This is a genomic window from Halalkalibacter lacteus, from assembly GCF_036663595.1.
Classification (GTDB): domain Bacteria; phylum Bacillota; class Bacilli; order Bacillales; family Bacillaceae_D; genus Halalkalibacter; species Halalkalibacter lacteus.
The window spans coordinates 1-263 of sequence record NZ_JAWRVL010000271.1 but is presented as its reverse complement, the minus strand read 5'-3'; the positions used below and the strand labels follow the sequence as shown (position 1 = coordinate 263).

At 49.8% G+C, this 263-nt stretch carries 1 protein-coding gene; it reads right to left on the bottom strand.

The window, feature by feature from the left end:
- On the bottom strand, positions 1-263 hold a 263-nt coding region (locus SAZ04_RS22320; RefSeq protein WP_431309057.1), incomplete at both ends, for a hypothetical protein.

Below are 263 nucleotides of genomic sequence, written 5' to 3'. Positions count from 1 at the left end.
AAACCCCATTCGCCCTTCCTGCAAGCCGCAGGGCGGTCAGGGTATGATCCAGCACTTCATTTCCTACTCCTGTAAGTTCCTTTATTTCATGCTGTGGAATCCCATGGAAATAACCCAGTTTCTCCAGCAGCGACAGGTGAGTCTTTTCATTACCACCGGGCTCCGGGGTATGATTGGTGAAGACCAGTCGTTTCCTCAATTCTTCAACACTATTGTACTTCCGGTACAGGTGAAAAGCGAGTGGCAGGGCATGGGATTCATTC